General features: G+C 70.1%; 13 protein-coding genes and 2 pseudogenes. 6 read left to right on the top strand and 9 right to left on the bottom strand.

Annotated elements, in window-relative coordinates; all coding sequences use genetic code 11:
* Positions 1–164: 164 nt before the first annotated feature.
* Positions 165–246: pseudogene (locus FFF93_RS17215) on the top strand (YkvA family protein); the annotation flags it as partial.
* Between the two features lie 176 nt (positions 247–422).
* On the top strand, positions 423–1,349 hold the full coding sequence (locus FFF93_RS01140) for an NADP-dependent oxidoreductase (RefSeq protein WP_138767702.1): 927 nt from the start codon (positions 423–425) through the stop codon (positions 1,347–1,349).
* Between the two features lie 155 nt (positions 1,350–1,504).
* On the opposite strand, the gene FFF93_RS01135 is transcribed toward FFF93_RS01140, so the two are convergent.
* The 4 genes from FFF93_RS01135 to FFF93_RS01120 all read right to left on the bottom strand — a co-directional run bounded on the left by FFF93_RS01135 (position 1,505) and on the right by FFF93_RS01120 (position 3,410).
* Positions 1,505–1,837, bottom strand: coding sequence for a hypothetical protein (locus FFF93_RS01135; RefSeq protein ID WP_138767703.1), 333 nt, complete (start codon positions 1,835–1,837; stop codon positions 1,505–1,507).
* A gap of 63 nt (positions 1,838–1,900) precedes the next feature.
* Positions 1,901–2,212, bottom strand: coding sequence for an AzlD domain-containing protein (locus tag FFF93_RS01130; protein ID WP_138767704.1), 312 nt, complete (start codon positions 2,210–2,212; stop codon positions 1,901–1,903).
* Complete coding sequence (locus FFF93_RS01125; protein ID WP_138770277.1) at positions 2,209–2,961, bottom strand: AzlC family ABC transporter permease; 753 nt, start codon at positions 2,959–2,961, stop codon at positions 2,209–2,211. Before FFF93_RS01125 ends, FFF93_RS01130 begins: the two co-directional genes overlap by 4 nt.
* The gene (locus FFF93_RS01120) at positions 2,958–3,410 is read right to left on the bottom strand and encodes a hypothetical protein (RefSeq protein WP_138767705.1); all 453 of its coding nucleotides are present in this window, start codon (positions 3,408–3,410) and stop codon (positions 2,958–2,960) included. Before FFF93_RS01120 ends, FFF93_RS01125 begins: the two co-directional genes overlap by 4 nt.
* A 136-nt stretch (positions 3,411–3,546) precedes the next feature.
* On the opposite strand from FFF93_RS01120, the gene FFF93_RS01115 reads away from it, so the two are divergent.
* Both FFF93_RS01115 and FFF93_RS01110 read left to right on the top strand, forming a co-directional pair.
* Positions 3,547–4,545, top strand: a complete 999-nt coding sequence (locus tag FFF93_RS01115) for an ABC transporter ATP-binding protein (RefSeq protein ID WP_261375236.1) — start codon at positions 3,547–3,549, stop codon at positions 4,543–4,545.
* Positions 4,538–6,130: an ABC transporter permease gene (locus tag FFF93_RS01110; protein ID WP_138767706.1), complete on the top strand. Its 1,593-nt coding sequence runs from the start codon at positions 4,538–4,540 to the stop codon at positions 6,128–6,130. The genes FFF93_RS01115 and FFF93_RS01110 overlap by 8 nt, the downstream gene beginning before the upstream one ends.
* 88 nt (positions 6,131–6,218) lie before the next feature.
* Here FFF93_RS01110 and FFF93_RS01105 read toward each other — a convergent pair.
* From FFF93_RS01105 to FFF93_RS01095, 3 genes and pseudogenes are all read right to left on the bottom strand, one after another.
* Positions 6,219–6,621, bottom strand: a pseudogene (locus tag FFF93_RS01105) (cupin domain-containing protein).
* An 8-nt stretch (positions 6,622–6,629) separates the two neighbouring features.
* Positions 6,630–6,962 carry a carboxymuconolactone decarboxylase family protein gene (locus FFF93_RS01100; protein WP_138767707.1) on the bottom strand — a complete coding sequence of 111 codons (333 nt, stop codon included), beginning with the start codon at positions 6,960–6,962 and terminating at the stop codon, positions 6,630–6,632.
* Positions 6,963–7,017: 55 nt separating this feature from the next.
* Entirely contained in the window at positions 7,018–8,220 is a 1,203-nt protein-coding gene (locus FFF93_RS01095; protein ID WP_138767708.1) for an MFS transporter, read from the bottom strand.
* 147 nt (positions 8,221–8,367) lie between these two features.
* Here FFF93_RS01095 and FFF93_RS01090 point away from each other — a divergent pair, with 147 nt between their 5' ends.
* Positions 8,368–9,243, top strand: a complete 876-nt coding sequence (locus FFF93_RS01090; RefSeq protein ID WP_138767709.1) for a helix-turn-helix transcriptional regulator — start codon at positions 8,368–8,370, stop codon at positions 9,241–9,243.
* A gap of 17 nt (positions 9,244–9,260) precedes the next feature.
* Here the strand turns inward: FFF93_RS01090 and FFF93_RS01085 are convergent, their stop codons facing one another.
* The gene (locus FFF93_RS01085; RefSeq protein ID WP_138767710.1) at positions 9,261–10,148 is read right to left on the bottom strand and encodes a glycerophosphodiester phosphodiesterase family protein; all 888 of its coding nucleotides are present in this window, start codon (positions 10,146–10,148) and stop codon (positions 9,261–9,263) included.
* A gap of 50 nt (positions 10,149–10,198) precedes the next feature.
* Between FFF93_RS01085 and FFF93_RS01080 the strand changes: the two genes are divergently transcribed.
* Positions 10,199–11,509, top strand: a complete 1,311-nt coding sequence (locus tag FFF93_RS01080; RefSeq protein ID WP_138767711.1) for a DUF445 domain-containing protein — start codon at positions 10,199–10,201, stop codon at positions 11,507–11,509.
* Positions 11,510–11,602: 93 nt separating this feature from the next.
* Here the strand turns inward: FFF93_RS01080 and FFF93_RS01075 are convergent, their stop codons facing one another.
* Positions 11,603–12,823, bottom strand: coding sequence for an MFS transporter (locus FFF93_RS01075; protein ID WP_138767712.1), 1,221 nt, complete (start codon positions 12,821–12,823; stop codon positions 11,603–11,605).
* Positions 12,824–12,843 lie beyond the last annotated feature (20 nt).

Below are 12,843 nucleotides of genomic sequence, written 5' to 3'. Positions count from 1 at the left end.
TGCTGCTGGTGCTGCTCTGGGGCTACGCACGGCGGCACCCCGAGACCGTCACCATGAAGGATGCCCTGCGGCTGCTGCCGGACCTGCTGCGGCTGATCCGCCGGCTGCTGGCCGACCGCACGGTGGCGGTGGGGGTCCGCGTCCGGCTCGCCCTGCTGCTGGCCTACCTGCTCTCGCCGATCGACCTGGTGCCCGATTTCCTGCCCGTCATCGGCTACGCGGACGACGTCGTCATCGTCGCGCTGGTGCTGCGCTCCGTGGTTGCCCGGGCGGGCGAGGAGGCCGTGGCGCGGCACTGGCCCGGCACCCCCGAGGGGCTGGGGCTCATCCTGAAGCTGGCCGGGCTCGGCGCCGCCCGGTGAGGTGCCCCACGCCCGGGCGCTCCGCGGAATAGCGCCCGCGAAGCAGCCGTTGTGGATTGCATGAAGGCAATCACTTACAGCGAATACGGCAGCCCGGACGTCCTCGAGTTGACGGAGCAACCCCTGCCGAAGGTCGGGCCGGGCATGGTCCTGGTCAAGGTCAAGGCGGCGTCGGTAAACCCGGTGGACTGGAAGATCATGGCCGGCTACCTCGATGCGGCCATGGATCTGCAGTTCCCTGCGATTCCCGGCTGGGATGTGGCCGGGGTGGTCGAGTCCGTGGGCATCGACGCGCCGCACTTCGAGGCCGGGGACGAGGTCATTTCCTACGGCCGCAAGGACTACGTCCACGGCGGAAGCTTCGCCGAATACATCGCCCTGCCGGAACGGCTCCTGGCCCGCAAGCCCGCGTCGCTGGGCTGGAACGAATCCGCCGGCCTTCCCCTGGCGGGATTGACCGCCTACCAGGTCCTCACCCGCTTGGGCGTCAAAGCGGGCGAGACGGTGCTGATCCATGGCGGCGCCGGCGGCGTCGGGTCGCTGGGAATCCAGATCGCCGCGGCCCTCGGCGCCAGCGTGATCGCGACCGCCTCCGAAAAGAACCACGACTTCCTCAGGTCGCTCGGGGCCGAACCCGTCAGCTACGGCGACGGGCTCGCCGAGCGGGTGCGGGCCCTACGTCCGGACGGCGTCGACGTCGTGGCGGACTTCGTGGGCGGCGACCTCGAAGCCACCCTGACCGTGCTGGCCGACGGCGGCCGGCACGCCTCCATCGCGGACAGCGAGGTGGAGCAGCACGGCGGCACCTGGATGTGGGTGAACCCGGTTGGCTCCGAGCTGCAGGAGCTCGCCACCCTGGTCGACGAGCGCAAGCTGAGGGTTGAGGTGGCGCGCGCCTACCCGCTGGCCCAGGCTGCCGATGCCTTCCGGCTCAACATGGAGGGGCACACCCGCGGCAAGATCATTGTCACGGTCGACGGCGACTAGGGCTGCCGACCCGGCCCCAGCGTAGCCGCCCCCGCGGACGCCCCCTCGCTCGATGCCTACGACCCGGAGGCGGCAGCACTTCTGCTCGAACGCGTGCAGGCGTTCCTCGCCGCCGTCTGACCGGGACGACTGGGAACGACCAGCCGCCGGTCACGTCAGTCCGAGGCCGGACCTTGCTGATCGGCGCCCGGCGGCGAATCCTGCGTGGCGGGCTTTTCCTGGGCCGGCTTTTCCTTTGTGCCGTGCCCGTGCTGTGCCGCCTCCTGCAGGTGTTGCTGCAGTTTCTCTTCGGCCTCGCGGCGGCGCCGGGCCATCTCACGCAGCTCCCGGGTGGATTCGGCACCCGGGGATACGAAGTGCTCGTGCGGCTTGGCATGGTGCACCCTGCCGGCGGCCTCCGGATTCGCGTCCGGGCTCGTGTCCGGGCCCGCGGCGGCCCTGTCCGCCGGTTCGGGGGCAGCGCGGTTCGGAACATCACTGTCGGTCATCTTCCAATGCTCCCACCGACCGCCCGGGCGCGCTAAGGGCTAAAGACCGTTGAGCGCTGCGGGTCAGTTCCAGCCGAGCAGCCGCAGCCCGGCCGCGGCACCGGCGCCGGCCAGGACCACCACCAGGAACGGCGCGCGGAACACGAGTGCGACGGCGGCCGCGGCGAGGGCACCGAGCCGGGCGTCCAGTGCCAGCGATTGTCCGGACGCCACCGTGTTCACGACGGTAAGGGACGCCAGCAGGCCGATCGTCATGGTGCCGGCGATCCGGGACATCCGGGGATTGCGCAGCACGCTGGCCGGCACGAGATACCCCACCAGTTTCCAGGCGTAGGCCAGCACGCAGGACAGCAGGAGCCAGAGCCAGAGCGTCATGAGGCCTCCCCCGGAGCGCGGCCGCTTCCATGGCCGTGATGCTGCTCCGCGTACGGGTCCACGTCGGGCTCAAGACCCTCGTCGCTACGGCCATGGCTGAACCAGCCCACCACCGCGGCTACGGCCGCGGCGACCAGGATCGGCACCCCGGCCGGCACCAGCGGCACGGCCAGGACGGTGGCCAAGGCGCAGACGACGGCGATCGCGACCGGTTCACGGCCCTTGAGCCTCGGCCACAGCAGTCCAAGAAACGCCGCCACCGCGGCGCCGTCGAGCCCCCACTGCTTCGGGTCGCCGAGCGCGACCCCGGCCAGCGCGCCCACGGCGGTGAACAGATTCCACAGCACGAAGATGCCGATCCCTGCCGTCCAAAAGCCGCGGCGCTGCTCCGCCGGGTCGGTCTGGCCGGTGCTGGTGGCGGTCGATTCGTCGATGGTCACGTGCGCCGCGGCGAACCGGCGCCAGCCCCGGGGCCGGAGCAGGGCGTTGAGCTGCATGCCGTAGATGCCGTTACGCATACCCAGCAGGGTGGCCGCACTCATCGCCGCGACGCCCGAGCCGCCGCCGGCCACCACGCCGATGAAGGCGAACTGCGAGCCGCCGCTGAAGAGCAGCAGGCTCAGCGCCATGGTCTGCCAGAAATCGAGCCCGGACGTCACGGACAGGGCCCCGAAGGACACGCCGTAGAGCCCGGTGGCGATGCTGATGGAGAGTCCGACGCGGACGGCCGGGGATTGCGCGAGCTTCACCTGCGGCGCTTCGGGGCCGGCCTGGACAGGCTCCACGCCCACGCGATGAGCGGGGCCTGCAGCGGCAGCCGCAGGGTGTGGACGCGCCGCTGCACGGGCGTGCCGGCGGGTCCGTACGCCGTGCGGAGCGCAGCGAGGTGTCCGGCGAGGAAGGCGGTGAACAGGCCCGCCACGCACCCTGCGGCCACGCGCCGGGTCGGCGGGATCAGGAGCCCGACGGCGGCGCCGGCCTCCAGCAGCCCGCTCGCGGCCACCCATTCCTCCCGCGACAGCACGGCGAGGGGCCCGTTGCGCCGGCTGCCGGAGTCGTCCCGGCAGAGGTAGTCCGGGACCACCGGGGCGAAAAACCCTGGGTCACGGAAGTGTTTTGCCGCACTGGCCAGCAACAGCCCGCTCAGGGCTGCCGCGGAGAGGGTGTGGGTTGCCCGGGGGGACCAGCGGAAAGGCATGGAACCATGCAACCACAGCCGCGGAGCGCCCGGTAACCGAAGGCCGTAACCTGCGCAGGCTTTGCGCCCGCGGGCGCCGAAAACGGGACTTTCCGCAGGGGGTTCGGGAGAGGCGCCCGGGAGTACCTTGGTGACTATGAGCAGTGTCGTGCAGATGACGGGCGTCGTGAAGCGTTTCGGGGCTGTGACCGCCCTCAATGGCCTGGACTTCGAGGTGGCCGCCGGCGAAGTGCACGGCTTCCTGGGCCCCAACGGGTCCGGCAAGTCCACCACCCTGCGGCTGCTGCTGGGCATGCTGCGGGCCAATGCGGGATCCATCCGGGTGCTGGGGCTGGATCCCTGGCGCGATGTCGGCACGCTGCACCGCCGGCTCGCGTACGTTCCCGGCGACGTGTCCTTGTGGCCCAACCTGACCGGCGGTGAGGTGATCGAGCTCCTCGGCCGGCTGCAGGGCGGCCAGGACCGGGCGCGGCGGGACCAGCTGCTGGAGCTTTTCGAGCTGGATCCCACCAAAAAGGCCCGGACCTACTCCAAAGGAAACCGGCAGAAGGTGGCGCTGGTCGCCGCCTTGGCCACCGACGCCGAGCTGTTTCTGCTGGACGAGCCCACGAGCGGACTGGATCCGCTGATGGAGGAGGCGTTCCGCGGCTGCGTCCGTGAACTCCGGGCGCAGGGCCGCACGGTGCTGCTCAGCAGCCACATCCTCAGCGAAGCGGAGGCGCTCTCCGACCGGGTCAGCATCATCAGGGCCGGCCGGGTGGTGGAGTCCGGGCCCCTTGAGCAGTTGCGGCACCTGACCCGCACGTCCGTTACGGCCGACGTCGGTGCCGTGCCGCACGGGCTGGAGCTGCTGCCCGGCGTGCACGATGTGGTGGTGGCCAACCACCGGATCAGCGCCCAGGTGGATCCCACAGCGCTTGGACCTTTCCTGCAGGCCCTGACGGCCGCGGGGCTGCGTTCGCTGACCAGCCAGCCGCCGACGCTGGAAGACCTGTTCCTGCGGCACTATGGATCGGGGAACGGCGGCTCCGGGAACGGTACGGGAGCCAGGGAGGCCGGCTCCGACGCCGTCGGCTCGGCCGCAGCAGGCTCCGGCGGTCCGGGTGCCGCCGCCCCGGGGGCCGGCAATGCCTGAGACGCTGGCCGGCACCGGAATACTGATTCGGCTCGGGCTGCGGCGGGACCGCTGGCTGTTGCCGGTCTGGATCCTCGGCTTCGCCGTCGTGGCCTATTCGACGGCACTGGCCGGCGCGGACCTCTACCCGGACGTCGGCAGCCGCATCGAGGCCGCCAACGCGCTGAATGCCACCGCCTCGATGGTGGCGATGTTCGGGCGCATCTACGATCCCGCGTCGCTGGGGGCGCTCTCGCTGATCAAGTACACCGCTTTTATGACCGCCATCCTCGCTGTCCTGATGGTCATCCTCATCATCCGCCACACCCGGGCCGATGAGGAGAGCGGACGCCTGGAACTCCTCGGCGGCGGCCGGCTGGGGCGCGACGCGGCGCTGGCGGCCGCCCTCGGCATCGGCTTCGGGGCGAGCCTGGGCGTGGGGCTGCTGTCCGCCGCCGCTCTGGCTGCCGGCGGTCTGCCGGCCGCCGGTTCGCTGGCCTTCGGCCTGGGCTGGGCCGCCACCGGGATGGCGTTCAGCGCCGTGGCCGGCGTCGCGGCGCAGCTGACGGCGAGCGCCCGCGCCGCCACCGGACTGAGCGTCGGCGTCATCGCCGTCACCTACGGCCTGCGGGCGGTGGGAGACCTTGCCGAGCCGGGCCCGTCGGTGCTCTCCTGGCTCTCGCCGATCGGCTGGAACCAGCAGATCCGGGCGTTTGCCGGTGACCGCTGGTGGGTGCTGGCGCTGCCGGTGGCGCTCTGTGTCCTGCTGATCCCGGCGGCCTTTGCCCTCCGCGCGCGCCGGGACCTGGGTGCCGGGCTGCGGGACGAGCGGCCGGGTCCGGCGGTGGGTTCGCTCACCGGGGTTTGGGCCCTGGCGGTGCGCCTGCAGTACCGGGTGTGGCTGGCCTGGGCGGTGGCCTTCATCGTCTTCGGCGTGGTGGTCGGGTCCCTGGTCAGCAACGTCGAGCAAATGCTCAGCTCCCCCAACGCCCAGGACCTCATCAAGCTGATCGGCGGCGCCGCCGCGCTGCGGGACGCCTTCCTGGCCGCGGAGATCAGCATCATGGGACTCCTGGCCGCGGCCTACGGTGTGGCGGCGGTGAACCATCTGCGGAGCGAGGAGTCCGCGGGGCATACCGAGGCACTGCTGGGTACCGCCGCAACGCGCCCCCGCTGGGCCAGCAGCCACTACGCCTTCGCGCTGGCCGGGGTTGCCGTGCTGATGGTGCTGGCCGGGGTGTCGATCGGCGTCGGCGCCGCCGCCGCCTTGCAGGACCCGGAGCTGGTTGGCCGGTCCACCGTCGCTTCGCTCGCGCAGGTTCCGGCGGCGTGGGTGCTCGCCAGCGTCGCCCTGGCCGTCTTCGGCTGGTTGCCCCGGCTGGCCGGGGCGGTCTGGGGCGTACTTCTGGCCTTTGTGGCGCTCGGCGAGTTCGGCGTGCTCTGGAATGCCCCCGGATGGCTGATGGACCTCTCTCCGTTCCGGCACTCACCGCTGCTGCCGGTGGACGGCGACGCGGTTCCCGCCCTGGTCGCACTCACGGCCGTCGCCGCAGGGCTGGCCGCGCTCGGGTACCTCGGCTGGCGGCGCCGGGATCTGGCCGCGTAGCCGCAGACAAGGCCAACGGCGCTACGCGAGGTTTGCGGCGAGCTCCTGGCCGTCGGGAGCGAAAATGTCGGGCAGCGCTCTGGCCCTGTTATTTGCCGTTGTATTCGTCATCGGTGATGTGCTCGCCCCATGTCGTCGTGGTGGCGGGGTCCTCTCCGTTCTGGAGCATGGCAATGTGTTCCATAAAGCAGCCGGGGGGCAGCGGCGTGAAAGTGCTCCTCGCCGGGCGGGGTGTAGAGCGTCTGGCCGGCGTGAACTTCGATGATCGTGCCGTCGCGGCCGCCGAAGCGGGCGACCCCCTGGGTCACCCGAAGGTACTGGCCGTGCTCGTGGGAGTGCCAGGCGGTCCGGGCTCCGGGGGCGAACCGGACGGTCGCGACGACCATCGTCTGGCCTGGCTCGTGGGGCAGGGCGATCGGGTCCAGCCAGACGTCGCCGGCAAACTGAGCTGCCGGGTTCTTCGAGGTGGGCGCGGTGGGTTCGATGTTCATGATTTTCCTTAGTTGTTGTCGGTGAAGAGTTGCTTGGCCACGCTCATGGCGGACGTGCCCTTGGGCCAGCCGGCGTAGAGCGTGACGTGGGTGATGGCTTCGACGAGCTCCTCCCGGGTCACGCCGTTCTCGACGGCGCGGCCCAGGTGAAAGCCCAACTGCTCCGTGTTTCCCCCGGCGGTGAGCACGGCGACGGTTATGAGGCTGCGGTCCCTCGCGGAGAGTTCGGACCGGTTCCAGACGTCCTCGAAGAGCACGTCGTCGGTGAGCTCTGCAAGCTTCGGGGCTAAGTCGCCGAACATCTTGCGGCCGCCTCCGAGCTGCTTAGGCTGATCAGTCATGATTCTCCTTCTTTGGGTGGGTGTCCCAGACGAGCCGGCGGGCCCGCCGGTACTGCTAGAGGCGGGCCGGGAAGGCGGCGCGGCGCCCGTAGATGGTCAGCATGAGCGCGGCCAGGCCGGCGACGATCATCACGACCGCCAGCGCCAGGGCTCCGAAGTTCGTCAGCAGTGCGGCGCCGAGGATGCCGGCGCCGAAGATGGCAAGGTTGAACGCCACCGGCAGGAATGAGTTGGCAACGTCGGAGTCCGCGCCTCCAGTGGTCGTGAGGGCGGCCTGCAGCTGGGCGGCGGCCCCGCCGAACGTGGCCCCCCACAGCACGGTCCCCGCGATCACCGCCGGGAGTAGCGTGTGCCCCACCAGCAGCACCACGGCCGCGGCAATGAACAGGGCGACGCTCCCGTGCAGCAACGGGCGGGGATGGCGGTCCAGGAGCGCGCCGGTGATGATGATTCCGGCGATCGAGGAAATTCCGAAGGTAAAAAGTTCGACGTCGGCGGTGAGGGTGCTACCGGTGGTCCGCAGGTACGGGGCGATGTAGGTGTAGATGGTGTTGTGGGCCAGCATCCAGGTGAAGATGACGGCCAGGACCACGGCGATGCCGGGGATCCGGAACACCCGCAGCAGCGGAAGTCTCGAAGGGCCGGGCTGCCCCTCGGCGTCGGGCGCGATCACAGAGATGAAGACCCCAGCGATCACGGCCACAGCAGTGAGCCCGGCGAACGCCCACCGCCAGTCGAATGTCGTGCCGAGCCAGGAGCCCAGGGGTGTGCCGAGAGCGAATCCGACGGGTGCCCCCACCGAAACGATCGCCAGCGACAGCCCTGCCCGGGAGGGCTGGCTGATTTTCCGGCCGTAGGCGGCCAGCATCCCCCAGATGACTCCCGAGAACGCACCGGCGACGAATCGCGATACCAGTGACAGTGTCACGTCATTGGAGAGGGCGGTGGTGGTGTTGGCCAGGACAAGGCCGAGGATCCCGCCCAGGAGCAGCGGCTTGCGGCGCATGCCCCGGGTCAGAGTGATGGCGGGAATGGTGATGAGCACGGTGCCGAGGGCGTAGGCGCTGACGAACAGCCCGACGGTGCCTTCGCTGGTCCCCATTTCGGCGGCGATAGCGGGCAAGAGGCCTGCGGGCATGGTCTCCATCGCCACGAGAACGAAACCGATGACTGCCAGGGCGCCCAGCGCGGCGAGCGGCAGCCGCTTCGTTTCTTCAACAACTGCCCGGGCCGGCGCCGGAAGGGTGGTGGTGTTCATTGACTCTCCTTGCCGCCGGGGGCGGACGGGTTCTGTGCTGGGAATCTTCATCCAGTCAACAGGGGATGCTGTCCGGGCGGGAGTCACTGTCAAGGGGTGTACCGGCAGGGCACCCCACCTACGGCGTTTCGGACGTAACCTCATCGCATGGACAACAAAGCCGAGGTACGCGAGTTCTTGATGTCGCGCCGCGCAAAGATCACCCCGGAGCAGGCAGGCATACCGGCCGGTCCGAACAGGCGCGTTGCCGGGCTCCGCCGCACCGAGGTGGCCCTCCTCGCGGACGTCAGCGTCGAGTACTACGCCAAGCTCGAACGGGGCGCCATCGGCGGGGCCTCCTCGTCCGTGCTTGACGCCATTGCCCGTGCCCTCAAGCTGAATGACACCGAGCGGACGCACCTCTTCAACCTGGCCCGCGCTGCCGACGGAATTCCGTTGTCCGGACGTCCCCGGCGGCGGCCCTCGAAGAACGCCTTGAGCAGGCCCAGCCTGCACTGGGTGCTCAGCACGATTACTGACGGGGTGGCCTTCGTGCGCGACCAGCACCAAAACCTCCTGGCGACTAACGAGCTGGGGCGGGCCTTCTACTCGCCTCTCATCGGCACCGGTGGCCGCACTCCGAACCTTGCCCGGTTCCAGTTCCTGGACCCCGCGTCCCGCGACTTCTACCCTGACTGGGAGCTCTTCGCAGAGATGTGCGTAGCGATCATGCGCACCGAAGCCGGCCGGGACCCCAACGACAAAGGCCTCCACGACCTGGTCGGCGAGCTGTCCACGCGCAGCGACGTCTTCCGGCAGCTGTGGGGCTCGCATGACGTCCGGACCCACGGCTCCGGCACGAAGCGGTTCAACCACCCGGTCGTCGGCGGGCTCACGCTTGCTTACGAAGAGCTCCTCATCACCGCGGACCCGGGGCTGGTCCTGATGATCTACACCGCCGAACCCGGCTCACCAAGCGCCGAACGGCTGAGGTTGCTCGCCAGCTGGGCAGTTTCAGGGTCCACAGCTGTGTCGCCTGCCTAAGGGTTGCCGAACGCCGCTCAGAATGGGGCGAGCAGCTGGGCGCGGACGTCGGCGGGGCGGTTGGTGGTGATCTCCTGGATGCCCAGTTCCCGGCAGAGGTCGACGTCGTCCGCCGAGTCGACCGTCCAGACCCGGAAGCGGCGGCCCGAATCCAGCCAGCGCCGGACCGTGCGGGTGTGCCCGCGGACGTAGCTGATGCCGGGCCCGGCCAGGCCCACCTCGCCGTCGTCCAGGATCCGCTCCCCCTCGGTTTGGGCGGCCCTCAGGACGTTGGCGAGGGCGCCGCCGGTGAGGGCTCCGAGTCCCAGTTCCTCCCGGATTTCCTCCACATGCACGTCGTCCACGAGCTGGCAGATGGCCGAAGCCGGCACGGACTGCAGCAGGTGCTTCACCGAGTCGGGGCTGAAGCTCATGAAGGAGACCCGGATGTTGTCCAGCAGCGAGGTGGTCCGGTCCCAGCCCTCGGCCTCAAGCACCGCCAGGACCCGGTCCTCGAGCTTGAGCTGGTACGGGCTGGGGTGCTTGAGCTCGATCGCCAGTCCGATCTCGCGTCCGGCCAGGCGCAGGATGTCCAGCAGTTCGGGGAGGGTCAGGAACTGTTCGGACAGGGCGCCGTATTCCTCGGGGATCCGTGCCCCCTTCCAGGAGCAAAAGTCCAGTAGCCGCAGCTCCGCCAGGGTGCGGTCCGCGACCGGGCCGGTGCCGTCCGAGGTGCGGTCAAGATTGGCGTCGTGCAGCAGCACCGCGTGCTGGTCGCGGGTGAGGTGGACGTCGCATTCGACGCCGTCGGCGCCGTCGGCGATGGCCTGCAGGTAGGCTGCGCGGGTGTGCTCGGCGAAGGCTGCGCTGGCGCCCCGGTGGGCATAGACGAGCGGGCGGGCGGCGGCGGGCTCCTCGGTAGTCATGCTGACACGTTAGCGGACGTCGGTGACGGATGCGCGGCTAGGCTGGGCACATGCAGGTGAACACTGAACGAACCGCCCGCCCCGCCGTCCCAGCGGCCGGCGCCGGACACCGGCTCTCGGCCGCCGACGTCGAAAAGGCCGCCGCGCTGCGGAAGATGAAGCTGCTGGCCGTGTCGCTGCTGATCGGTATGGCGGTCATTTTCGTGCTGGCCTTCGCCCTGCAGAAGCAGTACCCGTGGCTCGAGTACGTCCGGGCCGCGGCCGAGGGCGGCATGGTCGGCGCCCTCGCGGACTGGTTCGCGGTCACGGCGCTGTTCAAGTACCCGCTGGGCCTGAAGATCCCGCACACCGCAATCATCCCGCGGCGGAAGGACCAAATCGGGGCCTCGCTGGGCGAATTCGTGGAGACCAACTTCCTCTCCGAACAGGTGGTCAAGGAGAAGCTGGCCAGCGTGGACGTCGCACGGAAGGTCGGCGCCTGGCTCTCCGGCCCGGGTGGCGCCGAACGGGTGGCCAAGGAGGGCGCGGCCGTGATCCGCGGCGCGTTCACCGTGTTGAACGACGACGACGTCCAGGCCGTCATCGAGGGCATGGTCCGCCGGCACCTGCTGGCCCCGCCGTGGGGCCCGCCGGTCGGCCGGCTCGCCGAGCGCGTGTTCGAGGACGGCCACCACCACGCGCTCGTGGACCTGCTGGTGGACCGCACCGTGGACTGGGTCCGGGACAACCACGAGACGGTCAACCGGCTGGTCACGGACCGCTCCCCGGCCTGGGTGCCCAACTTCGTGGACGGCCTGGTGGGCGACAAGGTGTACGTGGAGATCCTGAAGTTCACCCACGCGGTGCAGGCCGACCCAAAGCACCAGGTCCGGCTCTCAATCGACAAGTACCTCAAGGAGTTGGCCCAGGACTTGCAGCACGATCCGGTCATGATCGCCCGTGCCGAAGGCGTGAAGGCGCAGGTGCTGGGCGATCCGGAGGTCCGCGAACTCGCCTCGCGCACGTGGGGCACGGTCAAGGCCGCGCTGCTCGCCGCCGTCGACGACCCGCACAGCGAGCTGACCGTCAGGTTCAAGGCCGCCGTGCACGACTTCGGCACCCGCCTGGTGGTCGATCCGGAGCTCGCGGGCAAGGTGAACACGTGGATCGGCGACGCCGCGGGGTACCTCGTGAACAACTACCGCGCGGACATCGCCGGCGTGATCACCGATACCGTGGCCCGCTGGGACGCCGAGGAGACCTCGCAGAAGATCGAACTCCAGGTGGGCAAGGACCTGCAGTTCATCCGGATCAACGGCACCGTGGTGGGCGCCCTCGCCGGACTCGCCATCTTCACCGTGGCTCACCTGGTCTTCGGCTGACCCGGCGCGAACGGACACTTCAGGCCCGCCAGACCCGGCGCCAACGGACACTTGAGGCCCGCAGACCCAGCGCGAACGGACACTTGAGGCCCGCTAGGCGGGCGCGACCTTCGCCGTGGACCGGCCGTGCAGGACGAAGAGCGTGAACGCCAGCGCCGCGAGCGCGGTGACCACGAGCAGCAGCAGCCCGATCGAATAGCTGTGGGTCGCGGCGTCGTAGGTGGCACCCATGACCAGCGGCGGGAAGTAGCCGCCCAGGCCGCCGGCGGCGCTGACCACCCCGCTGATGCTGCCGACTTTGCCCGCCGGGGCGAGCACCCCGACCCACGCGAAGACTCCGCCGGTGCCGAGGCCCAGGGCCGCCGCCATGGCGACGAACGTCAGCCCGGCGGGCACGTCGCCGTCGGGCTGCAAGTTCACCACCCATGCCAGCACGGCGACGCCGGCGAGCGAGACCACCACCACGGGCTTGGGGCCGAACCGGTCCGCGAGGACGCCGCCCACCGGCCGTGCCAGCACCGCGGCCAGGGCGAATCCGGCCGTCCGGGCACCGGCCGCACTGGGATCAAAACTGTAGACATCGCGCAGATAGGTGGGCAGGTAGGTGGCGAAGGATACGAATCCGCCGAAGACGACGGCGTAGAGCAAGCACATCTTCCAGGTGACCGGAGCCTTGGCGGCGTCGAGCAGCTTGGGCAGCACCGGGGCGGTGGTGCGGCTCCAGCCGGGGGATTCCTTCATCAAGAACCAGACCAGCGCGGCCATAACGGCCAGGACCCCGGCAATCAGCAGGTGCGTGGGGAAGTACCCGATCCAGGCGACCAGCCGCGGGTTCAGAAACGCGGCCAAGGCGGTGCCTCCCATCCCGGCGCCGAAGACTCCGGTGGCGAAGCCGCGCCGGGACGGTTCGTACCAGGCGCTAACGAAGGGGATGCCGACGGCGAAGACCGTTCCCGCGACGCCCAGGACCAGCCCGGCGGCGAGCACCAGCGCGAAGGATCGGATGGTGCCGCCGAGTGCCACCAGCAGGATCGGAACGATGGCCGCAAGCAGGACGAAGCTGAACATTGCGCGGCCGCCGTACTTGTCGGTGAGGGCACCGACGACGATCCGGCCCAGCGAGCCGACGAACACCGGCATGGCAACGAGGATGCCCGTGGTGGCGGGGTTGAGCTGGAGGTTCTGGGTGTAGAAGGCCCCCAGCGTGGCCACCGAATTCCATGCCCAGAACCCCGCCACGGAGGCGGCGGTCGCGAGCACCAGGTTGAGCGTCCGGCCGCCCGGGGCGGCTGCGGACGGGACAGCTCCGGCCATCGTGGTTTCCTTTCGATTCA

This window comes from Arthrobacter sp. KBS0702, from assembly GCF_005937985.2.
Classification (GTDB): Bacteria; Actinomycetota; Actinomycetes; order Actinomycetales; family Micrococcaceae; genus Arthrobacter.
The sequence above is the reverse complement of the archived record's forward strand: the minus strand, read 5'-3'. Positions and strand labels throughout refer to the sequence as shown.